The sequence below is a fragment of the Nocardiopsis mangrovi genome (genome assembly GCF_042653925.1).
Taxonomy (GTDB): domain Bacteria; phylum Actinomycetota; class Actinomycetes; order Streptosporangiales; family Streptosporangiaceae; genus Nocardiopsis_B; species Nocardiopsis_B mangrovi.
On the sequence record NZ_JBHSFQ010000016.1, the window covers coordinates 59,842 to 84,418 of the forward strand.

19 protein-coding genes are annotated in these 24,577 nt (G+C 74.5%); 6 read left to right on the plus strand and 13 right to left on the minus strand.

From position 1 onward, the window contains the following. Positions 1-309 precede the first annotated feature (309 nt). Complete coding sequence (locus ACFO4E_RS16920; protein WP_378575959.1) at positions 310-1,392, minus strand: hypothetical protein; 1,083 nt, start codon at positions 1,390-1,392, stop codon at positions 310-312. A gap of 405 nt (positions 1,393-1,797) precedes the next feature. Here ACFO4E_RS16920 and ACFO4E_RS16925 point away from each other — a divergent pair, with 405 nt between their 5' ends. The 4 genes from ACFO4E_RS16925 to ACFO4E_RS16940 all read left to right on the plus strand — a co-directional run bounded on the left by ACFO4E_RS16925 (position 1,798) and on the right by ACFO4E_RS16940 (position 5,917). Continuing rightward, complete coding sequence (locus tag ACFO4E_RS16925; protein ID WP_378576091.1) at positions 1,798-3,171, plus strand: sensor histidine kinase; 1,374 nt, start codon at positions 1,798-1,800, stop codon at positions 3,169-3,171. A 3-nt stretch (positions 3,172-3,174) separates the two neighbouring features. Further along, a complete protein-coding gene (locus ACFO4E_RS16930; RefSeq protein WP_378575961.1) occupies positions 3,175-3,894 on the plus strand; it encodes a response regulator transcription factor in 720 nt (239 codons plus the stop codon). After that, the gene (locus ACFO4E_RS16935; RefSeq protein WP_378575963.1) at positions 3,891-4,820 is read left to right on the plus strand and encodes a DUF4097 family beta strand repeat-containing protein; all 930 of its coding nucleotides are present in this window, start codon (positions 3,891-3,893) and stop codon (positions 4,818-4,820) included. The genes ACFO4E_RS16930 and ACFO4E_RS16935 overlap by 4 nt, the downstream gene beginning before the upstream one ends. Before the next feature lie 386 nt (positions 4,821-5,206). Further along, the gene (locus ACFO4E_RS16940) at positions 5,207-5,917 is read left to right on the plus strand and encodes a M50 family metallopeptidase (RefSeq protein WP_378575965.1); all 711 of its coding nucleotides are present in this window, start codon (positions 5,207-5,209) and stop codon (positions 5,915-5,917) included. 99 nt (positions 5,918-6,016) lie between these two features. On the opposite strand, the gene ACFO4E_RS16945 is transcribed toward ACFO4E_RS16940, so the two are convergent. After that, on the minus strand, positions 6,017-6,382 hold the full coding sequence (locus ACFO4E_RS16945; RefSeq protein ID WP_378575967.1) for an STAS domain-containing protein: 366 nt from the start codon (positions 6,380-6,382) through the stop codon (positions 6,017-6,019). Positions 6,383-6,893: 511 nt separating this feature from the next. On the opposite strand from ACFO4E_RS16945, the gene ACFO4E_RS16950 reads away from it, so the two are divergent. After that, positions 6,894-7,733, plus strand: a complete 840-nt coding sequence (locus ACFO4E_RS16950; protein WP_378575969.1) for a TauD/TfdA dioxygenase family protein — start codon at positions 6,894-6,896, stop codon at positions 7,731-7,733. Here ACFO4E_RS16950 and ACFO4E_RS16955 read toward each other — a convergent pair. Next, positions 7,699-10,080 carry a hypothetical protein gene (locus ACFO4E_RS16955; RefSeq protein ID WP_378575971.1) on the minus strand — a complete coding sequence of 794 codons (2,382 nt, stop codon included), beginning with the start codon at positions 10,078-10,080 and terminating at the stop codon, positions 7,699-7,701. The genes ACFO4E_RS16950 and ACFO4E_RS16955 overlap by 35 nt on opposite strands. Before the next feature lie 401 nt (positions 10,081-10,481). Between ACFO4E_RS16955 and ACFO4E_RS16960 the strand changes: the two genes are divergently transcribed. Next, positions 10,482-11,174 (plus strand): DUF6879 family protein, encoded by a 693-nt coding sequence (locus ACFO4E_RS16960; RefSeq protein WP_378575973.1) that lies wholly within the window; start codon positions 10,482-10,484, stop codon positions 11,172-11,174. 258 nt (positions 11,175-11,432) lie between these two features. Here ACFO4E_RS16960 and ACFO4E_RS16965 read toward each other — a convergent pair whose 3' ends face one another. The 10 genes from ACFO4E_RS16965 to ACFO4E_RS17010 all read right to left on the minus strand — a co-directional run bounded on the left by ACFO4E_RS16965 (position 11,433) and on the right by ACFO4E_RS17010 (position 24,554). Next, positions 11,433-12,398, minus strand: a complete 966-nt coding sequence (locus ACFO4E_RS16965) for a TIM barrel protein (protein WP_378575975.1) — start codon at positions 12,396-12,398, stop codon at positions 11,433-11,435. Between the two features lie 145 nt (positions 12,399-12,543). Next, positions 12,544-14,664: a PQQ-dependent sugar dehydrogenase gene (locus ACFO4E_RS16970; RefSeq protein ID WP_378575977.1), complete on the minus strand. Its 2,121-nt coding sequence runs from the start codon at positions 14,662-14,664 to the stop codon at positions 12,544-12,546. A 38-nt stretch (positions 14,665-14,702) separates the two neighbouring features. Then, entirely contained in the window at positions 14,703-15,707 is a 1,005-nt protein-coding gene (locus ACFO4E_RS16975) for a sugar phosphate isomerase/epimerase family protein (protein WP_378575979.1), read from the minus strand. Positions 15,708-15,804: 97 nt separating this feature from the next. Next, positions 15,805-17,190, minus strand: a complete 1,386-nt coding sequence (locus ACFO4E_RS16980) for an alkaline phosphatase family protein (RefSeq protein ID WP_378575981.1) — start codon at positions 17,188-17,190, stop codon at positions 15,805-15,807. Between the two features lie 376 nt (positions 17,191-17,566). Next, on the minus strand, positions 17,567-18,736 hold the full coding sequence (eboE, locus tag ACFO4E_RS16985; RefSeq protein ID WP_378575983.1) for a metabolite traffic protein EboE: 1,170 nt from the start codon (positions 18,734-18,736) through the stop codon (positions 17,567-17,569). A 4-nt stretch (positions 18,737-18,740) separates the two neighbouring features. Beyond that, positions 18,741-19,628 (minus strand): TatD family hydrolase, encoded by an 888-nt coding sequence (locus ACFO4E_RS16990; RefSeq protein WP_378575985.1) that lies wholly within the window; start codon positions 19,626-19,628, stop codon positions 18,741-18,743. Beyond that, positions 19,628-20,458: an EboA domain-containing protein gene (locus ACFO4E_RS16995; RefSeq protein WP_378575987.1), complete on the minus strand. Its 831-nt coding sequence runs from the start codon at positions 20,456-20,458 to the stop codon at positions 19,628-19,630. Before ACFO4E_RS16995 ends, ACFO4E_RS16990 begins: the two co-directional genes overlap by 1 nt. Before the next feature lie 616 nt (positions 20,459-21,074). Beyond that, the gene (locus ACFO4E_RS17000; protein ID WP_378575989.1) at positions 21,075-21,959 is read right to left on the minus strand and encodes a sugar phosphate isomerase/epimerase family protein; all 885 of its coding nucleotides are present in this window, start codon (positions 21,957-21,959) and stop codon (positions 21,075-21,077) included. A 103-nt stretch (positions 21,960-22,062) separates the two neighbouring features. Continuing rightward, complete coding sequence (locus tag ACFO4E_RS17005) at positions 22,063-23,208, minus strand: SCO3242 family prenyltransferase (RefSeq protein WP_378576093.1); 1,146 nt, start codon at positions 23,206-23,208, stop codon at positions 22,063-22,065. Between the two features lie 164 nt (positions 23,209-23,372). After that, a complete protein-coding gene (locus tag ACFO4E_RS17010; RefSeq protein ID WP_378575991.1) occupies positions 23,373-24,554 on the minus strand; it encodes an inositol-3-phosphate synthase in 1,182 nt (393 codons plus the stop codon). Between the last annotated feature and the right edge of the window lie 23 nt (positions 24,555-24,577).

Consider the following 24,577-nt stretch of genomic DNA (forward strand, 5'->3'; position numbering starts at 1 on the left):
CTCATACGGACGCCGCCCCCGGGCTCCGGCGAGCGCCTAGGTGGAACGGGTGGTGCGGAGAGCGGGGGAGGCCGACCGCGGTGAAAGGGGGCGCGGCCGCGCGCCGTGCGCCGCCCGGTGACGGTGCGCCGCGCTGCGGTCGGCCTGAGGCCGGTGGGGAGCGCGGGCGGGGGTATTCGGAGGCGGGGGATAGGCAGGTGGTGGAGCGCGGGACCGCCGCGAACAGCGGCCCCGCGCGTGCGACCCGTTCGCGGACGGGTCGCGGTCCGGCGCATTGCGGGTACGCCGGGCCGCGGCCGATGGCCGCGTCTACTCTTCGCCGCCCCAGCCCTCGTAGCCGTGGCCGTGCTCCTCGCCGTGCCCGCCGTGGCCGTGCTCGCCGTGGTGGCCGTGGCCGTGCTCGTCGGCCTCGCCCTCGCCGTGCTCTTCGCCCTCGTGACCGTTCCCGTTGCCGTACCCGTGCCCGTCGGGACCCTCGTGCTCGTGCGGGCCCTCGTTCGTCACCCGGTCCTCGGGCTTGGTGTCCTCGCCCTTGACCTCGTCCTCGTCCTTGGCTTCGCCCTCCACGGCTTCGCCGTGGCCGTGCTCGTCGCCGTGGGCGTTCTCGTCCCCGTGCGACTCCCCGTGCCCGTGGCCGTGCCCGTGCTCGTGGTCGTACCCGTGGTCGTGCCCGTGGCCGTGGCCCTCTTCGGGCTTGTGGTCCTTGCCCTTGGGCTCGTCCTCGTCCTCGGTCTTGCCGGGCTTGTCGTCCTCGTCCTTGGCTTCGTCCTCGACGGCTTCGCCGTGGCCGTGCTCGTCGCCGTGGGCGTTCTCGTCCCCGTGCGACTCCCCGTGCTCGTGGCCGTGGTCGTGCCCGTGGTCGTGGCCGTGGTCTTCCTCGGGCTTGTGGTCCTTGCCCTTGGGCTCGTCCTCGTCCTCGGTCTTGCCGGGCTTGTCGTCCTCGTCCTTGGCTTCGTCCTCGACGGCTTCGCCGTGGGTGCTCTCGCCCTCGTGCGATTCCCCGTGCTCGTGCCCGTGGCCGTGGCCCTCTTCGGGCTTGTGGTCCTTGCCCTTGGGCTCGTCCTCGTCGTCGGCCTTGCCGGGCTTGTCGCCCTCGCCCTCGTCCTTGAAGCCCTCGCCCTCGGCCTCTTCTTCCTCCTCCTCTTCCTCTTCCTCAGCCTCGACGACCGCGTTGATCCAGTCCAAGCCGAGCCACTCCAGGACGGCGAACCCGATCTCCCGGTTCTCGCGCTCGTCGCCGTTCCCCTCGTGCTCGCCGTGGTGGCCGTGCTCGTTCTCATGCTCGTGGTGCGGGCGCTCATCCGCGATGGCGGGAGCCGACCCGAGCAGGCCGAGAGCGGTGCCGGCAGCGGCAGCCAGAACGGCCGTGCCGACGTTGTGCTTCAATGACACGTCAATCCCTTCCTCTGTGTGATCGCAATGTGACTCTACGTGGTCACTTTAGGCATGCGTTCGGCCGTTCCTCCAGCTCATCGGCTTGTTCGCGGTCAACGTCGGCAACGTTCGGCGGACCGGATCCGGGGGTTCCGGTCCTTCGGATTCCGCCACGCCGGTCCCGTCGCCGTTTCGGGCGCGGACGGCCGCGCGCCCCCCGCCCGTCAGGGGACGTCACGGGCGATTCCCGACGTCCCCCGCCATCATGGGGTGATCACCCACTCGGTCACCCGGGTACGGACCCGCTGCTCGTGGGGTGGGCGGGGAGTGCTGGCACTACTCCCGCGCGTTGTGGTGCCGTCATGGCGGCACCGCGCGCCCGCTCCTAGATTGGTGGGTACGGACGGCGGAAGAGGGCGCATGATGACGGGCACGCTGGCGACCACGGCCTCGGCCGGGTTCTCGGCCGCCCGCGCCGCGGTCCGTGCCCCCCGCACCCGGACCGACCGGCTGGTCGGCCTGCTCCACCTGCTGACCACGCTGGCGCTGTCGCTCCTCTACCTGGCGCCCGCCGGGATCCTGGTCTTCGTGATGCCGTGGGTCTCGGTGTGGCTCGCCGGCGGGGTATCGGGCGTCTTCGCCCCGGACCAGAGCGGCGATCCGTGGCTGCTGGCCGCCGGGCTCCTCCTGCTGCCCACCTCGGCGACACTGCTCGCCCGGCTGTCCTGCCGGATCCAGCGCAGCCGGCTGGAGAGCGTGTTCGGCATCGTCGAGACCCGTGTCCCCGACCCCGTCCCGCCCGAATCCGCGCCGGTCCGCGCGCTGACCTTCCTCTACGGGCGCGAGGCGTGGGCGGCCGTCCTGTACAGCACCGTCGCCGGGGTGCAGGGTGTCCTGGCGGGCGCGGTCACCGTGGTCCTGGTCGTCTACGGCGCCGCGGCCGCCGCCGGGTCGGTGCTCGGCATCGGCTACTCCTTCGCCGTGGGGTCGCTCGGGGACCTCTCCGACCCCCTTGTGCTCGCCCCTCTCGTGCTCACCCTCGTCGGCCCGCTCGGCGTGGTCGCCGGGATCCGCCTGGAGCCGCTGTTCGTCCGGCTGGAGGTCGAGGTGTCCCGGCGGATGCTGCTCGACGCGCCCGAAGAGCGCATCCGCCGCCGCCTGGCCCAAGTGCAGGACAGCCGGCTGCGGATGGTCGACGCCGCCGAGGCGGAGCGCCGCCGCATCGAGCGCGACCTGCACGACGGCGCGCAGCAGCGGCTGCTCGCCGTGACCATGACGCTGACCCGGGCGCGCGCCCGATTCGATCGCGACCCCGAGCAGGCCCGCGAGCTGCTGGACCAGGCGCGCACGGAGGCCAAGGCGGTCATGGCCGAGCTCCGTGAGGTCTCCCGCGGACTGCACCCCCGGGTGCTGACCGACCACGGCCTGGAGGCCGCGCTCCCCGTCGCCGCCGGGCGCTGCCCGCTGCCGGTGCGGGTGCACGTGGAACTGGACGAGCGGCCCTCGGCGCGCGCCGAAGGCGTGGCCTACTACGTGGCGTGTGAGGCGCTGACCAACGTCGCCAAGCACGCCGCCGCCGCGTCGGTCGAGGTCCGCGCCGAGCGCGTCGCCCGCCGCCGCGGCGACCTGCTGCGGCTCAGCGTGCGCGACGACGGCGTCGGCGGCGCGGATCCCGACGCCGGGACCGGGCTGTACGGGCTCTGGGACCGGGTCAACGCCGTGGACGGCGCGCTCGACGTGCACAGCCCCGCGGGCGAGGGGACCCTCCTCACCGCCGACATCCCCTGGAGGGCGTGAGACATGCGGATCATCATCGCCGAGGACTCGGTCCTGCTGCGCAGCGGCATGGCCCGGCTCCTCGCCGACGCGGGTGTGGAGATCCTCGCGCAGGCCGGCGACGCCGATGAGCTGATGGCGGCGGTGGACCGGCACCCCGATGCGGACCTGTGCCTGATCGACATCCGGATGCCCCCCGGCTACTCCGAGGAGGGCATCCAGGCGGCCATCGAGATCCGCCGGACCCATCCCGACATGGCCGTGCTGATGCTGTCCCAGCACGTGGTCGGCCGCTACGCGGCCGAGCTCCTCGGCGGCGGTTCGGCCAAGGTCGGCTACCTGCTCAAGGACCGGGTGGCCGACATCGACGAGTTCCTGGCGACCCTGCGGCGCGTCGCCGCCGGAGGCGCCGCCATCGACCCCGAGGTGGTGTCCCAACTGCTCACCCGTACGCGTGACAGCGCCCTGGACCGGCTCAGCCCCCGCGAGGGCGAGGTCCTGGGCGTCATGGCCGAAGGGCTCAACAACGCCGGCATCGCGGCCCGGCTGTTCATCACCGAGCGCGCCGTCGAAAAGCACATCCGCGCGATCTTCACCAAGCTCGACCTCGGCCAGGCCGACCACGACCACCGCCGGGTCCTGGCGGTCCTCGAATACCTGCGCACCACCGACCGGCACGCCGGCGGTCCCGTTCGCCGAACACAGGGCGCGGCACGCAGCCGCCCCGGAGAGGCTCTCGCATGACGTTCACCGGCAGGGGGCTGTACGCCTCCTCTAGCAAGGTTCCGCGCCCGCGCAGGGGGCGGCGGCTGGGCTGGCTGGCCATCGGGCTGGTGGTGGCGGTCGTCGTGCTCATCATCGGCGCGACCAAGGCCATCTCGTCCGTGCCGCTGTCCAAGGAGCCGCGCAGCGACGCGTTCGCCGGCGTCCGGCTGCTCTCCCTGGAGAACCAGACGTTCGGCGACGTCACGGTGGTCGGCACCGACGGCGATGAGCTGACGGTCGACCGCACGCTCGACGGATCGCCGCTGGCCGATCCCGACGACGAGATCGAGCAGGAGTCCGGCGCGCTGGAGGTCGAGGGGCAGTGCCAGGGGCCGCCGTTCGGCGGCGACTGCCGGATCGACTACGAGATCGGCGTGCCCGCCGGCACCGACCTGGAGATCGAGACCGTCGCCGGCGACGTGGAGATCAGCGGCGTCGAGGGCGACATCTCCGTGGAGACGTTCGCGGGGGCCATCAGGCTCGACGGCGTCGACGGCAGCGTGGACGTGGAGACCCGGACCGGCAGCATCAGCGCCGAGGGGTCGGGCGATTCGATCGCCGCGCAGAGCACCGCGGGCTCGATCGACCTCGCGGGCTTCGACGCCCGCACGATGGAGGTCGAGACCACGGCGGGGCGGGTCGACATCGAGGGCGCGTTCGACACCGCCGAGGTCGAGTCGACGGTCGGATCGGTCGACGTCCGCGCCACCGAGCGCTTCGACCTGCTGGAGGTCGAGTCGACCGCCGGTTCCGTGGACCTGCGCGTGCCAGACGGCGCCTACCAGGTCAGCGGCGAGTCCGTCGCGGGGTCGCGCACCGTCGAGGTGCCGACGGACGCCGGAGCGTCCGCCGTCATCGACGCCTCGACCACCGCCGGGTCGCTGGCCGTGCGCCACGGCGACTAGGTCCCGGACGGAGCAGCGGAGCCGGGGCGGCCCGCGTGTCCTGCGGGCCGCCTCCTGCGCTCCCCGCGGGGGTCCCGCATTCCCTATGGGCGGCCGCGTCCTCGCTACGGGCGGCCGCGCGCTTTCCACGGGCGGCCCCGCGCCGCCGCCCCGCCCGGCCCCCTCCGCCGGCGCCGCCGCTGTGCCGCTCCTCCGCCGGTTCCGGGGGGCGCCGCGGAGTGCATATGCCCGCGCGGCATGCCCTACAGTTCGCCTAGGTCGTCTTTCGGGCGGTTGCGGCCCCTTCCGCCGAGCGCCCGACGGGACGCCCCCCAATGCGGCCGCCCGGGCCCGGCCGGAGCGCCGGCCCGGCCCGCGTGTGCCGAGCGGAACGGAGAACGGGGCTCATGGAGGGAACTTCCCTGGCGGAGGTGTGGCAGGACGTCTTCCAGGTCCAGTCGGCGCCGCCGCCGTGGCTCGTCATCGCGATGGGCGTGGTCGCGCTGGCCGTCGTGCTGGTGCGCGGTCCCTGGCGCATCGCGCGCAACGTGGTGACGATCGCCCATGAGGGCGGGCACGCGCTGGTGGCGGTGCTCAGCGGACGCACGCTGACGGGGATCCGGCTGCACTCGGACACATCGGGGGTCACGGTCTCCCGGGGGCGCCCGGACGGGATCGGGATGATCCTCACGGTCGCGGTGGGCTACATCACGCCGTCGCTGGTGGGGCTGTTCGGCATCCTGCTGCTGCTCGACAACCGGATCACCGCGCTGCTGTGGCTGAGCATCGTCATCCTGGCGGCGATGCTGCTGCTGATCCGCAACGTCTACGGCGTGGTGTCGGTGGTCGGCACCGGCGCGGTGGTGTTCCTGGTCTCGTGGTTCACGCCGGCCGATGTGCAGGCGGGGTTCGCCTACCTGTTCATCTGGTTCCTGCTCTTCGCCGGGGTGCGCCCGGTGTTCGAGCTCCAGGCCCAGCGCCGCCGGCAGCCGTCGCCGCAGTCCGACGCCGACCAGCTCGACCGGCTCACCGGCGTGCCGGGGACGGTGTGGGTGTTCTTCTTCGGCCTGGTGAACGTGGCCGTGGTGGCGCTCGGCGTGTGGCTGCTGCTGTTCTGAACCGCCGGGCGCGGGGACCGGGATCCGAGGGGATTCCGGGGAGACGGGGCGGGGAGAGCAGGGGAGGGGGCGGTCCGGCACCGGGTACCGGTGCGGCGCTCACGCGCCGTTGGGGCTCCCCATGGGGGCGGCCAGGGCGGCGTCGACGGTGCCGAACACCGGAACGCGGGTGTCGATCGCGGTGACGCGCAGCACCTGGGCCACGCGGTCGATGGGCGCGGCGACGGACACGGTGCTGTGGTTCTGCTTGGCCATGCGGTGGCCCTGGATGAGGACGCGCAGGCCGCTGGAGTCGATGAAGGACAGGCGGGCGCAGTCGAGGACGACGCGGCCGTCGGGCCGCTTGTCGATGGCGGCGCTGAGGGCCTTGTGGAACAGCTGCTCGGTGGCCATGTCGATCTCCCCGTCGATCACGAGGACGAGGGCGTCGTCGTGGGGGCGGGGGGTGATCTTCAGCGCGGGCATGTTCGCTCCGGAGTGGGGCGCGGGTACCGCCGCTCGTGCGGGGGGCGCGGCGCTGTGGCGCGCGCCCGCGGTCCGGGGACGGGCGCCTAACCGGCCGGACAGCACGTGGGCGGGCGCGCCGCTATCGCGAGAGCTCTGGTTCATTGCTTGCTACCCCCATGCCGACAGCGGGAACCTGTCAGACACATGCGTGAATCGTCGTCGTATGCCGTAGGCACCGGCATCGGCTCGGGTGGCCGGGTCGTGTGGATGGCTCGGGCCGTTTCGGCCTGCTGGGCGGCCTGTAGGGAACAGGTCGCGCTCCCCCTCATTCCTAAGGTGCTTAGAACAAGCATCCGCCCCGGACCCTACCACACCGCCGTGTTCATTTCGTGACTTGGGGGGCGTGGCGCGGTGCGGGCGGGCGGCGTGCGGGGCGGCCGAAACCCCCGCCGGGACTGGGGTCCGGGGTGCCGCGGTGCTACGCTCAACCGAACCAAGCAACTGCTTGTTTCTCGATCGGGAGGCGACCATGACCATCGAGTTCGGCAAGGCCACGGCCCGTATCGGCGCCTACGTCACCGGCATCGACCTCCGCGCCGACCTCTCCGGCGAGGAGGTCGCCACCGTCCACCGCGGCCTCCTGGACCACGGGGTGCTGTTCTTCCGCGATCAGCACATCAGTGACGAAGAGCATCTCCGCTTCGCCCTCAGGTTCGGCGAACTCAGCGTTCCCCCGATGAAGTCGGCCAAGGCCACCGGCGACCCGGTCACCGACTCCGTCCACGTGCTGAACCAGACCAGCCCCAAAGGGGAGGGCGGCGACAACTGGCACGCCGACAACACCTTCATGCCGAGGCCGCCGATGGGCTCACTGCTGCGTGCGGTCAAGCTCCCCGCGGTCGGTGGCGACACCCTGTGGTCCAGTGCCTGCCACGCCTTCGACGACCTCTCCCCGGCGGTCCGCGACCTCGCCGAGAGACTCGTCGCCGTCCACGACATCACCCCGGGCGTGGTCAAGGCGATCGCCAAGGGTCACCCGCTCGACCTGGAACACCTCCAGAAGGCGTTCCCGCCCCGCGAGCACCCGGTGGTGCGGGTCCACCCCGAGACCGGGCGCAAGCTCCTCTACGTCCACCGCAGCTCCGTGGTCCGCCTCAAGGGCCTCAGCCCGTGGGAGAACGAGGCGCTGCTGCCGCTCCTGTGCGACCAGATCCGCCACCCCGAGTTCCAGGTGCGGCTGACCTGGGCCCCCGGCACGCTCGCCTTCTGGGACAACCGCGCCGTGCAGCACTACGCGGTGCCCGACTACACCGAGCGGCGCGAGATGCACCGCGTCACCGTCGACTTCCCGGTGGGGTTCGCCGACTGACGGCGGGCGCCCCGGCATCGGCGGGCGGCGCCGGCGCGGCCGCCGGCGACCCCGGCCCGTCCTGCTGGAGCGCCCACGCGCACGCCGACAGCGCCAGCGGCACCGCCACCGTGAGCGCCAGCGCCGGGATCGCGATCCCGGAATCGTTCACCGCGAACCCGGCCAGGGCGGAGACCAGCGAGCCGGTGAGGCCGGCGCGCAGTGTCGGCGCGTACTCGTAGGCGCGCTGGAGCGCGCCGACCTTCCAGTCGGTGGGCTTGTTGAGCACCACGAACAGGAACAGCAGCGCGCACGCCGACAGCAGGGTCAGCTGCCAGTTGCCGAGGGAGCCCAGCATCGCCTCCAGCTTGCGGTCGAGCACCGTCCACGCCGCGCCGTCGGCGATCTGGTCGGCGAACAGGCCGAAGTGGCTGCGCTCGCTGGGCGGCCGGAGGTAGTCCAGGTAGGAGAGGGCGCCGATGATCAGCACCGCCAGCACCGCGACCCCGGCCATCCACCCCGCCGTCACGCGCCGACCGGCGATCATCAGCACGGTAACCGTCAGGCCCGGGACCAGCGCGAGCACTCCGCCGAAGTCGGTGCCCAGCCCGGGCCAGCCCACGACGAACAGGGTGGCCGCCCCGACCACGGGCGGCACCGCCAGCGCCCACGCCCGCAGCCCGCGGCGCAGCAGCGCGTGCGCCACCCCGGCGACGGCCATCAGCATCCCCGTGGCGAACGTCGCGGAGGCGATGTTGCCCAGCCCGTAGAAGCGGCCCCCGACGATCGCCGTGTAGCCGGTGGGCGAGTTCATCTGGAGGTTGGCACCGGTGCACGTGTCGATGAACAGCACCGCGGTGGTCACCCCCGCGACCACCGTCATCGGGCCCAGGATGTCGCGCCGCCACGGGCCCGCGACGGCCACGGCCACCACCAGCACGTCGGTCAGCAGTACGCAGGCCGGCAGCGCGATCTGCGGCACCGGGGAGGACCACCAGGGGATGAGGTTGGCCAGGTAGCTGGAGACCGGGAACGCCGCTCCCCCCAGGGCCACGGTCCGCGTCATCGTCAGTACCGCCGCGCGCTTGGCGCGGTCGCGCGCGCCATAGCGGTGCAGCGCGTAGGCCGCGGCGGCGTAGATCAGCAGCTGGATGGCGACGAGCAGGCTGAAGAACCCCGCCATCAGCGACTGGACGACCTGCGCCGCCGTGGTGAAGTCGGCCAGGCGGTCCACCGCCGCGCGCGTGTCGGGCGGGCCGGGCTCCTCCAGCCAGGCGCGGCCCACCATGCCCGGCTGTGTGGGCAGCGCCATGGCGTGCAGCAGGGTCGTGGTGGTGTCGGTCAGCGTCACCAGGCCCTCGCGGCGGGTGGACTCCGAGGTCAGGAAGCCGCCGTCGTAGTCGGTGCCGCCGGGGCCGGGGCCGTGCATCAGCGCCGCTGTCAGCTTGGACGCGCCCGCGTCCACCGAGACCCCCGCCACCAGCACCGGCGATCCCTCGGGCAGCACGTCCAGGAGGCGGCCGGCCTGCGCGTCGATCGCGGAGAGGGCGGCCAGCCGGTCGTCGTCCTGGACGGGATCGGGTTCGGGCTCGGCGGCGGGATCGGGCGGGGGCGCGCCGTCGACGTCGTCGCCGGACGGCCGGTCGTCGGGGACCGCGGGCTCGGCATCGGGGTCTTCGGGCGGGTCGAGGTAGAGGTCGGCCAGGTCGTCGAGGTCGACCACGGCGAGCCAGGAGCCGTCGAGGTCGGCGCGTTCCAGCTCCTCCACCCCGGGCAGGTAGCGGTCGACGCGGCCCTCGGCGTCGGCCGCGGCCAGCGCGGCGCCGGGCCCGACGGCGAGGGTGGAGCCGCCGGCGTCGCGCACCGCCTGGCCGAGCAGCCCCACGCGCGCGGCATAAGACGACGCGGCGTTGTCGGCCACGTGGTCGCCGTAGTCGCCGACGACCGCGCCGCTGTCGCCGTCGGGCTCGGGGGGCACCGGGAGTTCGCAGATCGAGTGGCGCTGGCGCTCGCTGGAGGCGCGTTCGCCGGCCGACACCGTCAGCCACCCGTCCACCGGGCAGGTCCGGGAGGTGACGGTGCGGATCGACATGTCGCCGATCGCGCTGTGCTCGGCGAGGCCCCACAGGTTGGGGGTGATCCGCGGGCCCATCTCCTCCCACAGGAGCCCCGGGACGCCGACCAGAACCACCGGGCCGTCGGGTCGCTGCGGAGCGGGCGCACCGGGGGACGCGGGCGAAGCGGCGGCGGAGGCCGCGGGAGAGGCGGCGGCAGGGGCGGCGGTGAGCGCCAGCGCCGCGGCGACCGCGGCGCCCCCGGCAAGGGCCCGGCGCGCAAGGGCACATAACGGCAGCCCCCGCAGAGCCACGGCCCCTCCCCCCTCGCCCCGCGCACGCGCACGAGACCGCCCTCACATTAGCGGCCGACCCCCCGCCATCGTGGGAGGTGAGCCCACGCGCGCCCAGTGGTTCCGCGGCCGGGAGCAGTGGGATCGTGAGTCGGGAATCCGATGGAGAATACAAGGAAATGAGATGTGCGTTATATGCGAATCTCCGGACATTCTTCTCTGTTCTCTTCCATTGCTCCTTGGGGGATCTGGTTTCATGACGGCCGACGATTCCGGCGCATGAGGCTACGAGGCCGCGGGGTCCGCTAGGCTGATTTCTCCGGTCGATCATGGCCTGATCCCACCGTTTCCCAGGGCACGGTGTCCCCGTCCGGGGAGCGGGAGGGTTTACGGATCCGACCCTTGAACCCGGGAGGACCCACGTGGACCGTTCACGGGATGTCGACCCGTCCGCCCGGTTCGGACGGCGTCTTGGCAGGACCGCCCCCGGACTCGACGTGTTCGGTCGCGTCCGGGCCGCACAGGGCGCGGTCATGGATCGCGGCGCCTACCATGCCGATGCCGCCGCTTTGCGCGCGAGTGACCAGGTCACCGGAGATATCTGGAAGCTCGAACGGTCCCAGGTCTTCTTCGAGGCCGGTGATTCGGCGTGGGAGGCGTTCGCCTCCGGCGACTGGGAGCGTGTGCTCGATATATTCGACGGCGAGCGTGCCGCCATTCGGGACGATGTGGCCAGGTACGCCCGATTCGGACTCCGGCTGCGCCGGCTGCGCATCGTGGAACTTCCGCCGACGCCCTACCTGCAATGGGAGATGCACAGCCACCGGATATTCGTCGAGAGCGGCTTCGAGATCCGCGTACTCGGCGCCGAGCGGGTACGCCATTTGGAAGGCGAGCAGCCACTGCCCGAGCTCATGGTGTACGGCGGCCGGACGCTCTACCACGTGCGCTACGACGAACGCTGGGCTCCGATCGGCGCGAAGCGCATCGACGACCCCGCCTTGGCGGAGTCCGCCGCACACGCGATCACCGCGCTCTACGACCAAGCCGAACCGCTCATGGACTTCTTCCAACGGGAGATCGCCGGACGGACCCAGGTGGCCGGCCGCGGCTGATGCCTCCCGGTCGGCGGATCAGGGCGGCGTGCGCGTGCCGCCCACGGTCGCGGTGCTTCTGCGCAACGCTGTACTGCGCCAACGCTCGTCGGGCTGCGCCGGTCCCCGAGTCTCATCCTCGGGGACCGGGGCGGTCGGGTTCGGGGTCGGGGTGTTCGTCGCCGGGGTGGCGGCGGGGGTGGTCGGTGCTGTTCTGCGGGGGAGGGGCCGGCCGGCCGCTCTCGGGGCGGGGGAGAGGGCCGGCCGGCGGGGGAGGGGTCAGTAGCAGAGCTCGCGGAGGTAGCGGTAGCCGACCTCGGCGGTGTTCTCGGGGGTGTCGTCGGGGGTGTCGTTCTCGACGATGTACTCGCGGACCTTGTGGGCGCGGAAGATGCGGGCGAAGTCGATGATGCCCGTGCCCAGGTCGGCGGTGTCGCCGTCGGCCTCCGCGCGGTCCTTCACGTGGAACTGGAGCGTCTTCTGCCGGGCCGCGCGGATGACGTCGAGCGTGAAGCGCTCGGGGTCGTCGGCGCCGTCGCCGCTCTCGATCCCGCCCGTCACCGCCCAGTAGATGTCGATCTCGAAGTGCACCAGCCGCGGGTCCAGCTCCTCGGTCAGCACGTCCCAGGGGGTGCGGCCGTTGCCCAGGTCGGTCGTGAACTCGTGCGCGTGGTTGTGGTAGCCGTAGCGCAGGCCCACCGAGCGGGCCGCGGCGGCCTCGACGTTCATCTGCTCGGCCCAGCGCTTCCAGTCGTCCTCCTCCGCCGAGACGAGGTAGGGGACGACCATCGACCACTGGCCGAGGGTGAGGGCGTTGTCGAGCTTGGTCTCCAGCGCCTCCTCGCTGTCACTGATGCCCTCGTGGCTGGAGCCGGGCTCGATGCCGAGCCCGTCGAAGAACGTCCGCAGCTCCGCCGCCGTGCGCCCGTAGTAGCCGGCCACCTCCACGCGGGGGTAGCCGATGTCGGCGATGTGGGCGAGCGTCTGGTCGAAGCCGGGCTCACCGCCCAGCGAGTCGCGCATCGTGTAGAGCTGGATGCTGATCTTGTCGGCCGGGACGCGCCGGCCCCATCCGCGGCCGTGGCCGCTGTCGGCGACGGCGGGCGCGGCACCGCCGAGGCCGGTGGCGGCGAGCCCGGTGGCGGCCAGCACGGCGGCCGAGCCGCGCAGGAAGGACCGTCGGTCGCCGCCGTTCCCGGCTCGGGATCGTGCCAGCGCCGCGTGTCCGTCATACCCGTAGCACATGCAGTGCTCCTGTCTGTGACTGGTGGTGGGGGCGGGTCGTGGAGAGGTCGGAGAGGGGGCCGGCCGCGGCGGGCCGGTCCGGCCCGCCGCGAACGGGCCGGACCGGGCACCCGCGCGGCGCGGACCGCGGTGCCGGGTGCCGGGGTCAGGGCATCACGGGGGTGAGCACGGCCTCGTCGGTGCCGGTCAGCGGGGGCAGGCCCTCGCCGCCGGGGTCGGTGTAGGAGGCGACGAACACCCCGCGGAGGTTGTCGTGCTCCGGGTCGTGGCCCTCGGGGTCGGACGTCTGGATCGTTCCGGTGCAGCCGCTGGAGGTCGTCTGCGGGTGGCCGTGGTCGTCGTGGCCGAGGATGTAGGTGACGGTGACCATGTCGCAGTTCACTTCCTGGTCGTCGGTCACCTCGACCTCGAAGGGCACGGCGTCGCCGAAGGAGAACGTGTCGCCCTCCGCGGGCCGCACCAGCGTCACCTGCGGCGCCTCGTTGCCGACCACCACGCGCACGGACGCGGACGCCGACCGGCCGCGCGGGTCGGTCACCTTGAGCGCCACGTTGTAGAGGCCGTTCTCGGTGAACGTGTGCGAGGGGTTGCGCTCGCGGGAGTCGACCCGGCCGTCGTCGTCGAAGTGCCACTCATAGCGGAGCCGGTCCCCGTCGGGGTCCTCGGTGCCCTCGCTGGAGAAGTCCACCTCCAGCGGGGCCTGCCCGTCGGTGGCGCTCGCCGCCGCCTGCGGCACGGGCGAGCGGTTGCCGTCGCTGCCGATGTAGTCGATCCGCGACAGCTGCGCGTCGGGGTTCTCCGCGAAGAAGCCGTCGCCGTACTCCAGGACGTACAGCGCGCCGTTGGACCCGAACTCCAGGTCCATCGGGTTGTCGAAGACGAACGACGGCAGTACCGGCTCGATGCCGGCGACGCCCCCGTCGTCGCCGAGGGGGAAGCCCTTCACATAGTCGCGGGTGAACTCGTGGAACAGCGGCATGCCGTCGTAGTACTCGGGCCAGCCCACGGCGGTGCGGCCCTTGGTGTTGCGCCGGTCGAAGTCGTAGGCGGGCCCGGCCATCGGGCCGATGCCGCCCGTGCCGAGTTCGGGGAACAGCTCGGACTCCCCCTCGCCGTACCAGACCTGCGGCTGGGCCACCGGCGGCAGCTCGGTCAGGCCGGTGTTGTTCGGGGACTCGTTGACGGGCGCGGCGCAGTCGAACGCCTCGCCGGACTCCCCGGTCGCGAAGTCGTAGTCCACGTAGGGCATGTCCGGGGTCACGCAGTAGGGCCAGCCGAAGTTGGCGGGCTCGCGCACCGCGGCCCATTGCCCGTGGCCGGCCGGGCCGCGGGCGGGATCCGCCTCAGGGGCGTCGGGCGAGTAGTCGGCGACGAACAGGTCGCCGGTGGTGCGGTCCAGCTCGATCCGGAACGGGTTGCGCAGCCCCATCACGTAGATCTCCGGGCGCGTGTCCTCCGTGCCCTCGGGGAACAGGTTCCCGGAGGGGATCGAGTAGGACCCGTTGCGCCCCACGTCGATGCGGAGCACCTTGCCCCGCAGGTCGTTGGTGTTGGCCGAGGTGCGTTGCGCGTCGAAGGCCGGGTTGGAGTCCGGCCGCTCGTCGATGGGGGTGTAGCCGCCCGAGGAGAACGGGTTGGTGTCGTCCCCGGTGGACAGGTAGAGCAGGCCGTCGTCGTCGAAGACGATGTCGCCGCCCACGTGGCAGCAGATGCCGCGGTCCTGCGGCACGTCCAGGATCTGCTGCTCGCTGGACATGTCGATCTTGCCGTCGTCGAAGCGGAACCGGGACAGCCGCACCACCCCCTCGAACGGGGCGAAGTCCTCGGGTGAGCCGGTGGTCGGCGCGTCGCCCTCGTTGATGTCGGGCGTGGAGGGGTCGTCCTCGGGGGTGTCCATGGGCGGCGCGTAGTACAGGTAGACCCAGTCGGACCTGCCGCCCCGCTGACCGAAGTCCGGGTCGAGCGCGATGCTCTGCAGCCCCTCCTCGTCGTGCTGGTACACGTCGAGTTCGGCGGCCAGGGTGTTCAGGCCGGTCTCGGGGTCGTGCATCCACACCTGGCCGCCGCGGGTGGTGTGCAGCACCCGGTCGTCGGGCAGCACCGCGAGGTCGATGGGCTCGCCGGGGGTGTCGTTGAGGGTGACCTTCTGGAACAGGTCCTCGGGCGGGGGGCCGTCGGCGGGGTCCGCCAGCGCGGGGGTGGGTGACGCGAGCAGGATGAGGGCGGACATCGCAGCCCCCGCCACGAGGCCGGCGCGTCTGTTCATGGTGTTCCCTTCAGCGTTCGGCGCGAGCCGATGGGCGATCATTCGGATCCGAAGGCGGAGTCGAAGGACGATTCGGGCGGATCGAAGGCGTTGGCGCGAACGAACCGGACGGCCTCAGCGGCGCCGGTGAGGCGGTCCATCCCGGCGTCCTCCCACTCCACGGAGATGGGGCCCTGGTAGTCGATGCTGTTGAGGGTGCGGAAGCAGTCCTCCCACGGGACGTCGCCGTGGCCGGTGGAGACGAAGTCCCATCCGCGGCGGGGGTCGCCCCAGGGCAGGTGCGAGCCGAGCCGCCCGTTGCGCCCGTTGCCGGTGCGGCGGCGCGTGTCCTTGCAGTCCACGTGGTAGATCCGGTCGCGGAAGTCCCACAGGAACGCGGCCGGGTCGATGTCCTGCCACACCATGTGGCTGGGGTCCCAGTTCAGCCCGAACGCGGGGCGGTGCCCGATCGCCTCAAGGGTGCGCTCGGTGGTCCAGTGGTCGTAGGCGATCTCCGAGGGGTGCACCTCGTGGGCGAAGCGCACACCGACCTCGTCGAACACGTCGAGGATCGGGTTCCAGCGCGCGGCGAAGTCGGCGTAGCCGTCCTCGATGACCGAGGCGGGGACCGGCGGGAACATCGCCACGTACTTCCAGATCGAGGAGCCGGTGAACCCGACGACGGTCGACACCCCCAGGCGGGCGGCGGCGCGGGCGGTCAGTTTCATCTCCTCGGCGGCGCGGGTGCGCACGCCCTCGGGTTCGCCGTCGCCCCAGATGCGGGACGGCAGCATGTCCTGGTGGCGCAGGTCGATGGGGTCGTCGCAGACGGCCTGGCCGGTGAGGTGGTTGGAGATCGCCCACACCTTGAGGCCGTGCCGCTGGAGCGTCGCGAGTTTCTCCTTGACGTAGTCGTCGTCGGCGGCGGCCCGGCGAACGTCCAGGTGGTCGCCCCAGCAGGCGATCTCCAGGCCGTCGTAGCCCCAGGACGCCGCCAGCCGGCACACTTCCTCGAACGGCAGGTCGGCCCACTGTCCGGTGAAGAGGGTGATCGGTCGGGCCATGGTCGTGCTACCTCCAGAGATGGGTGGGAGTCGGTGGTCGGGGGGTCGGCCGGTCTCGGGGTCAGGGGGGCGGGGCCCGGCCGCGGGGCCGGGCGGGTCAGGCCGGCCTCGCCGGTGCCGGCACACCGACGAGACCGAGCATCAGGTCGCGGACATCAGTGGCGGCCATGCGGTCGCGCGCCTCGGCGCGGTCGGTGCACAGGACCACCGGCCCGTCGTCGGGGTCGTCGGGCAGCCGGCCGTGGGTGCCGCGCACCCACTCGGCCTCCATCGGGACCACGTTCATCGCGTAGCGGAGCCCGAGCTTCTTCTTGGCCAGGCCGAGGGCGGCACGCGCCTTGGCGGTCGGGTCGGCGGGGTCGAGGAACAGCTCGGCCGGGTCGTAGCCGGGCTTGCGGTGGATCTCCACCCCGCGGGCGAAGTCGGGCGCCCGGGCGTCGTCGCGCCAGTAGTAGTAGGTGAACCACGCGCCGGGGGCGGCGACGGCCACCAGCTCCCCGGAGCGGGCGTGGTCCAGGCCGTGGTCGGCCTGGCCGGCGCGGTCGAGCACCAGGTCCACGCCGGGCAGGCCGGCGAGCAGCCGGGCGACGTGCGCGACGTCGGCCGGGTCGGCGACGTAGACGTGCGCGGCCTGGTGGTCGGCGACCGCGAACGCGCGCGACGCCCACGGGTCCAGGTACTCCATGCCGTGCTGGGTGTAGACCTCCAGCAGGCCGGCCTCGCGCAGGACCCGGTTGACGTGCACGGGCTGGTGCGCACGGGCGATCCCGTACTCGCTGAGCACCAGGACCTCGGCGCCCAGGGCGCGCGCGTCGTCCAGGAGGGGGGCGAGCGCCGCGTCGGCGTCGCGCACGGCGGCGTGGGCCTGCGCGGAGTCGGGGCCGTGCCGCTGGAGGTCGTAGTCGAGGTGGGGGACGTAGCAGAGGGTCAGGTCCGCCTGGGGCAGCAGCCGCCGGGTGGCGGCCACGATCCAGGAGGTGGAGGCCAGCGACGCGGTCGGCCCCCAGTACTGGAACAGGGGGAACGGGCCGAGCGCCGCGGTCAGCTCGTCGTGCAGCGCGGGCGGGCGGGTGTAGCAGTCGGGGGACTTGCGGCCGTCGGCGTGGTAGACCGGGCGCGGGGTGACGGTCCAGTCGGTGGAGGCGCCCATGGCGTACCACCAGCACACGTTCGCGGTGGTGAACCCGGGCCGGTGCCGGCGGGCGGTCTCCCACACCTTCTCCCCGCCGACGAGGCGGTTGTGCTGCCGCCACAGCATGACCTCGCCGAGGTCGCGGAAGTACCAGCCGTTGCCGACGATGCCGTGGTCGCGCGGCAGCGCCCCGGTGAGGAACGTCGACTGGACAGGGCACGTGACCGCCGGGAGCACGGTGTCCAGCGGAGCCTGCCAGCCCTCCTGGGCCAGGGCGCGCAGCCGGGGGGCGTGGGCGAGCAGGCGGGGCGTCAGCCCGACGACGTCGATCACGAGCAGCCGTCGTGTCATGCGGACCTCCTTGTGAGCGGCCCCCGGCCCCCGCCGGGGGCGGCCGGGAAGGGCGGGGGCGCGTCCGTTGCCGCGAACACGCGGTGGCGGCGCGGCCGGCGCCGAAGGGGGGCCGCCGGTCCGGCGGGACCGGGCGGTCGCGGGGCGGGCAGGTGCGCGGCGAGCGGAGGGAAGCCCGGACGCGGCGGCATGGCGGAGCCCGCGGGCGCGCCCGGGGCCGGGAGCGCGGCCGGGGACGGGTCCGGCCGCGGGCAGGGGCGGAGGCAGGCCGGAACGGCCCGCCCGTGGTCGAGGGGCGGTGGTCCGGCGTGGGCCGTCGGACGCAGGGGAGCGCGGCGCGGCCGGTGCCGGCCGCGGGCGGCGGGGGCGGTCGCGGTCACAGGGCCTCCAGTCCGAGCGCGGTCAGCCGGTCGCGGGTCCACGCGATCTCCCCGGCGATCCCGGCGATCAGGCCCGCGGCGCCTTCCGGGCGCTGTGCGGGCGGGAGGACCGACCACGTGTAGGTCTCCACCTCGACGTGGTCGGTCAGCGCGGCGGGGCCGCCGAACACACGGCCGAGCGTGGCGGCGAGGTGGTCGCCCGTTCCCCGCAGCGGTTCGGCCGGCGGCGCGTGCACGGGGACGTGGAAGTGCACCCGCCACGGCCCCTCGCCGGGCAACGGCGCCTCCCCGCCCAGAGCGCCGGGCAGGTCGTCGCGCGCCGAGGTCGTGCCGCCGGCGTGCTCGCGGACCTGGTGCAGGAAGCGGTCCTCGGCGAACGCCGCGAGGGCCGCGCGGGTGGCGGGCTCGTCGGGGCGGGCCGCCTCGACCGCCGCCGACGCCTGGAGCTTGACCACGGGCAGCCCGGCGGCGCCCAGCCGGTCCAGGGCGGCCCCCGGGTCCTCGAAGGCGACGGCCAGATGGCAGGTGTCCAGGCAGACGCCCAGCCGGTCGCCGGGCAGGCCGGCCAGCAGGGAGGCCGCCTGGGCGGAGGTCTCCACCACGCAGCCGGGCTCGGCCTCAAGGCCCACCCGGATCGTCCGCCCCTCCGACTCCGCGACCGCGCCCAGGCCCTCGGCGAGCCGGTCGAGGTGCTCGCGCGCCGCGCGGTGCCGGTCCGGCGACCACGGGGTGCGCCACGCCAGGGGGACGGTGGAGATGCTGCCGCGTGCGGCGTCGTCGGGCATGATGCGGGCAAGTACGCGGGCGCAGTCCAGCGTGTAGTCCAGCCGCGCGCGCTCGGTCCAGTCGGGGTGGTAGACGTCGTGCTTCACCGTCGGCGCGTGGAACCCGGCGTAGGGGAACGCGTTGAGCGTGACGACCTCGCAACCGGCCGCGTCGAGCGCGGCGCGCACCCGCTCCGCCCCGCGCGGGTCGCCGGCCAGGCCGGCGGCGGCGCGGGCGGGCAGCCACAGGCCCAGGCCGAGCCGGCCGGCGCCCAGCGCGGCGCGGACGCCCCCGCCGTACGTGCGGATCTGCTCGATCAGGCCGTCGACGTCCTCGGCGGGGTGGACGTTGGTGCAGTAGGCGAGGTGGACCACGGTCCCATCGGGGTGGCGCAGGCGCATCGGATCACCCCTCCCCCGGGTCGGGGCGGGCGCCGCGCAGGATCGAATTGCCCGCGAACGTGGCGGAGCGGTCGGGGGCGGCGTCCCCGTCGCCGTCGCCGGCGAGCAGCAGCCGCCCGCTGCGGCCGAAGAACTCCACCGGGTTGCGCCACAGCACCCGGTCCACGTCGTCCTCGCCGAACCCCGCGGCGAGCATCTCCCGGCCGGTGTGGGCGGTGCTCAGCGGGTCGCTGTGCCCCCAGTCGGCCGCGGAGTTGACCACCACGCGCTCCAGGCCGCGCTCGGCGAGGATGCGCACCATGCGGCCGGGGTCCATCTTGGTGTCGGGGTAGATGGAGAAGCCGAGGGTGCAGCCGGCGTCGTCGACCATGGCGACGGTGGTCTCGTTGAGGTGGTCGACCAGGACCATCTCCGGGGGCAGGCCGGAGGCCGCGACCAGCTCCAGCGTGCGCCGGGTGCCCGCGGCCTTGTCGCGGTGCGGAGTGTGCACGAGGACCGGCAGCCCGTGGTCGGCGGCCAGGTCGAGCTGGTACCGGAACGCCTTCTCCTCCTCGGCGGTCTGGGAGTCGAAGCCCACTTCGCCGACCGCGACCACCCCGTCCTTGGCCAGGTAGCGGGGCAGGACCTCCAGGACTCCCGCGCAGCGGGGGTCGTTGGCCTCCTTGGGGTTGAGCGCGATCGCGCAGTGGTGGCGGATCCCGAACCGGGCGGCGCGGAACCGTTCCCAGCCGACGAGCGCGTCGAAGTAGTCCACGAAGGACGCCACCCCGGTCCGCGGCTGCCCCAGCCAGAAAGCGGGCTCGACGATCGCGCGCACCCCCGCGGCGTGCATCCGCTGGTAGTCGTCGGTGGTGCGGGACTGCATGTGGATGTGCGGGTCGAAGATGCGCATCACGCCTCCTTCTGGGGGTCGCCTGGAGCGTCGCGTTCGGCGGTGGTCAGAGGGCTGGGGACGGTGGGGCGCCGCGCGGCCGTACCGCCGCCGCCGGGAGCCCCGGCGGCGGATCCGGCCGCGGCGGTTCGCGCGGTGCCGGGCGGACCGTCCTCGACGGGCGGGGCACCGGCCCGGACCAGGCGTTCGACGGCGGCCCGCGGGCCCGGGTGGGCCGCCAGGAGCGGCGCCGCGTCAGCGGGCACGGTGCGACCGGCGGCGGCCCGTTCGGCGGCGAAGTCGGCGACCATGCGCGCGAGTTCGGCGTCGGTGTCGGCGCGCTCGCGCACCCCCCACACGCAGGCGAGTGGAACCTCGGTGAACAGGCATTTCAGGATCGCCTGCCGCCACGCGGCGGCGTCCAGCCGCGCCGCCGCCGGGGTACCGACGGCGGCGGCGATCAGCCGCGGGTCGTTGCTGCGCAGCGCGTCGTCGAGGAGCGGGACCGCGCGCACCCCGTCTCCGAGGTGGGGCAGCGCGCGCAGCACCGCCCGCTTCTCCTCGGCGTCGCCGAAGCGGTAGAGGGCGTCGACCTCGTCGGCGAGCCGGCCGGGCGGTACGGAGTCGCGCAGCGCCACGAGCAGTTCCGTGCGCACGAGGTCGTCGAGCGTGGGCCCGGCGATACCGTCGGGGTCGGCGCTGGGCCCCGGCCCCCGGGCGACCCGGCGGGCCGCGGCGGGAAACACCACGGCGATCCGCTGCGGAGCGGCGCCGACCTCCCGCACCAGCTCATCGAGGCGTTCCCGGGCCTCCCCGTCCAACGGCGCCCGCGCGTTCCCATCCGGCGTCATCGTGCTCCCCCCTTCAGCGACACGTCTCGTTCCCGGCCGTCCGTGCGAGCGGCGGTCCGCGGACCGCCGGGACGGACGTCCACGGTGGTGCGGCCCAGCGGGCCCGGCGGCCACGGCCCGGCCGCGTGCCCCGGCGGCCCGGCCGTGCATCCCCGTGGTGCGCCCAGGCGTTCCCGCGGGGCCGCCCCACGCGGCGCGACCACCACGGGGAGCGCGGCGGGACACGCCGCCGCAGGAGCGGGCGTGCGGTCGTGCGGACCGGCGGAGCCGCCGTCCGTCCCACCGCGCCCCGCGTCCGCGGCGGCTCGGCGCCGAGGCCGGGTGTGCGCCGATTCCCCTGGGCGTTCCGGACGGCCTGCGGAGACGGACCGGCCGGGCCCGCCCTCCCGCCGCACCGGACCGCCCCGTGGGCGCGGCGCACAATCACCCGGGGGAACCGGCGCGCCGCCGGGCACCCCGCCTACCGGGCTCCGCCGTGTCGGGTGACGCGGGAGCGCGCGCCCGCCGAGCGGCCCGCCGTCGGGTTCCCGGCGCCGGTGGCGGCCGGGCCGTTCCGCCCGGCCGGGCGGATGGACGGCGGCGGGACCCGGAGCGTCGTCGCGCGGTATGGAGACGTTCACGGCGCCTCCGATCCGGTGGCGCGGAGGGCGCCGCGGTCGGCCTCGGCCCGGTGCAGGGCGGTGCGGAGGGCGTCCAGCGACCTGGCCGCGACCGCCGGAGCGGCGTGTCCGTGCCGGGGGAGTTCCACCGATGCCAGCCCGGTGTAGCCGGTGTCGAGCAGGGCGCCCAGCACCCCGGGCAGGTCGATCTCCCCGTCGCCGAACTCCAGGTGCTCGTGGACTCCGGGCCGCATGTCGTCGAGCTGGACGTTGGCGATCAGCGCCCCCGCGCGGCGGACCGCCTCCGGGGCGGGCAGCGGCTCATTGCAGACGCAGTGCCCGATGTCGACCGTCACCCGGAGCCGGTCCGGGTCGCCCAGGCGGCGGCGCAGCTCCGCGACATCGGCGAGGGTCGCGGCGAACATCCCGGGCTCGGGTTCGAACGCGCAGACCACGCCGGCGCGTTCGGCTTCATCGAGGACGTCGGCGACCCCGGAGGTGAGCCGGTCCCATCCCGTCGCCGCGGAGACGCCGGGGGGCAGGACGCCCGACCAGAAGGAGACGGCCTCGGCGCCGAGTTCGGCCCCGATCCGCACGGCCCGCCGCAGCAGCTCCACCCGGAGGTCGCGGCCGTCGTCGGAGACCAGGGTCGGCTCGTGCTTGCGCCACGGGTCCAGCAGGTACCGGGCGCCGGTCTCGATCACCGCGGCCAGGCCCAACTCCCCGAGGCGCGCCCCGATCGCCGCCGTACGCGGCGCCGCGTCGGGGGCGAAGGGGTCCAGGTGCGGGTGGTCCAGGGTCAGGGCGACACCCTCATAGCCGAGGTCGGCGATGATCGCGAGCGCGTCGTCGAGCCGGTGGTCGCCGAATCCGTTGCTGCCGTATCCGAAGCGCAGGCTCATGCGGGCCCCCTTCGGCCGCGGGGACCGGACGGCGCCGGCGGCCGGAAGCACGGCGTGGCGCTGTGGCGGGGGGCGTCGCCTCGCGGCTCGCCGGTCGACGGCCTCACGTCGGCGACACCACCTTCGACGCGGCGGTGACGACCGGGGTCATGGCGAGGAGGGCGGCGGCGGGGGGCAGGGATCCCGTTCGGGCGATCAGGGCCGCCTGGAGGGGGATCATGCCGTGGATGCCCGCCCCGGTGGCCGATCGCACCGAGGCGGCCCGGAGGTCGCGGGCCGCGCGGGCCTGGGCCCGGCCGACCGCGAAGACGAAGCGGGCGGCGAGGAGCGCGGCGGCCCCGGCGGCGACCGCGTCCCCGCGGTGGCCGGTACCGCAGAGGGCGGAGGCGGGCGTCCGCACCGGCTCCCGGTGCGCGCCCGGACCGGCCGTCCGCCGGGGGGCGGGGGCCGGAACAGGTACGGACCCGCCGGGGCCGCGCGCGCTTGCGGTCCGCCGGGCCGATGCCCCGGTCGCCCACCGGACCGGCGGCCGTCCCGGGCGCCCGGCCGCTCCCGGTCCCGGTGCGGGGTGCCCGGCCGCGCCCACTGCGGTCGTGCGCCCCGCGGGCGCCGCCGCCAGCAGTGCCGCGGCGGCCGTCCCGGCCAGGGCGGCGCCCGCGGTGGCGCGGGAACCGCCGTGCACCTCGCCCCGGCTCAGCGTCGTCACCCCCAGGGTGTGGACGGCGAGCGCGGCGGCCGGGAGCGCCGCCGCGCGCGGCCGCGGTCCCGCGCCCAAGAGCACGTCGAGCGCGCGCGTGGCCGCCATCCCCGGCGGGCCCAGCGGCGTCGCCTTGAGGAACAGGTCGTAGCTCCACACCGCCGCCGCCAGTGCGGTGGCCGTCCCGGCGGACCGCCGGCCGCCCACCGCCCCGGCCACGGCCACGCCCGCGGTGGTCAGCCCCACCGCCAGGGCCAGCGCCTCACCCGGGCGCACCCGGCCCGAGGGGATGGGCCGCTCGGGGCGCTCGACGGCATCGAGCTCGCGGTCGGCGTAATCGTTGAGCGCCATCCCCGCCCAGTACAGGCAGGCGGAGGCGAGGGGCAGCGCGTAGGTGCGCCGGCCGAGCGGCCACCCCGCGGCGGCGGCACCCGCGAGGGTGTCGCCGGGCACGGTGAGGGCGGCGGGGAGCCGCACGAGCTCGGCGAGGTCGCGCCACCGCGGCGCCCCCGCCGCCCGCCGGGTGCGGCGCCCCCGCGGCCCGGTACTCAGCGGGGACGGGGAGGCCGTGTCCCGTCGGCGGCGCCGGTCCCCGGTCGCGTCCCGGCCCTGCCCGGAGGGCTCGGCCCGGGCGGCCCCGTGCGCGGGTTCGCCCGCCGGAGCGTCTCCCGCGGCGTGCCGCGGCCGGCCCCGTTCCGTGTCCCGCTGGGCGCGCGTCACGGCGCCACCCCCGTGCCGTCCGCCGCCGAGCCCAAGCGGGCGCACCACGCGACCAGGGCGTCCCACTGCGCGGCGAGCCGGTGCTCGTCGCTGTCCGCCGGGTCCTTGAAGAAGAACCCGAGCGCCGGCAGCGGGCCCGTCTCGCCGGCCTCGTGGGCCCGTGCGACCAGCCGCGCCAGGTCCAGCACCAGCGGGGCGGCGAGCGCGGAGTCGATGCCCGCCCAGGTGAACTGGAGCGTCATCCGGGTGCCGAGGAACCCCTCGAAGGAGATGTGGTCCCAGGCCGTCTTCGCGTCGCCCATGTCCGGCACGTAGTCGATGTGCAGAGGGCCGTCGACGGCGTGGCCGAGGATCTGCGCCAGGCCGTGGGCCTTGGACGCGGTCTTGCTGTCGGCGTTCGCGGGGTCGGCCAGGGTCTCCCCGTCGCCGCCGCCGAGCAGGTTGACCGACGACCAGGAGCGCACCCGCAGGGCGCGCGTCGCGAACATCGGGGCCAGGGCGCTCTTCAGCAGCGTCTCGCCGGTCTTGCCGTCGGATCCGGCCCAGGGCAGGCGCCGCGCGGCGGCGGCCGCGGCGATCGCGGCCGGGCGCGGCCCCGGGCTGGGGGTGAAACCAACGAACGGGCACCCGGCGCGGAAGGCCGCATAGGCGTAGAGGCAGCTCGCCGGGAGCACGGGGACGGGGCCGTCCAGCGCCGCCTCCAGTGCCTCCGGCGACGCCGTCGCGGCGGCGGCCTCAGCGCTCAGGGGCGGTTCGGTGCTGGAGACGTCGATGACCACGACCTGCTCCAGCCCGTTGGCGGACCGGAATTCCCGCAGGTCGGCCTCGATCCGGTCGGTCGAGGACCGTTGCGGCCCCTGGCCGGCGAGGACACCGTGCCGGATCCGCGTGTCGACGGCCGCGAGGCCGTCCACGACGGCGGCGGGCAGATGGGCGGGGACCACACCGGCCTGGGCCAGGGCCTCGGCGCGTTTGGGCAGCGTGGCGGTGGTGACGTCGTGCCCGCCGAAGACCAGCTCGGGGATGTCGGGCGCCCCGGCCGCATCGGGCCCGGGCAGGTCGGCGACGCATCCGATGCGCTCCGCCGCACGCGCACCGATGGCGAGGGCGCCGATGACCGTCGTCGTGGCGACGGACCCCCGCGCGCCGATGAACCAAACACCGATACGGCCGTTCATGCCGATTCTCCTTGCCTTGCGGT